General features: G+C 62.1%; 1 protein-coding gene. It reads left to right on the top strand.

The features are described 5' to 3' along the window. Positions 1–161: 161 nt before the first annotated feature. A partial coding sequence (locus tag ACZYTC_RS34280) for a phosphatase domain-containing protein (protein WP_488991763.1) occupies positions 162–330 on the top strand: 169 nt, incomplete at its 3' end.

Below are 330 nucleotides of genomic sequence, written 5' to 3'. Positions count from 1 at the left end.
CTCCCGGGCGGCTCAGGCACTATGTCCGCGAGGCCGTCATCCTCACGGAGATCAAACTCCGCGGAAGAAAAGCCGGCACCGCCTGGAACGAAGCCGAGATCGCCGAATAAGACCGGCTCGGCGTCACGCATCTCGAAATCGCCATGTCAGCGTAACGCCAATTGATCTGCCTCCAGGCTGACGCCCTGGTGCAATTGCTGCGCAATGCGGAAAAACCAATCCTGATCCATTGCGAAGGCGGTGCGGACCGCAGCGGTCTGGCCGCCGCCCTCTATCTCGCCGCGATCTCGAAGGTGAGCGAAGCGCAGGCGGAAAGACAGATGTCGCTGC

The sequence above is a fragment of the Labrys sp. F242 genome (assembly GCF_057813875.1).
The sequence above is the reverse complement of the archived record's forward strand: the minus strand, read 5'-3'. Positions and strand labels throughout refer to the sequence as shown.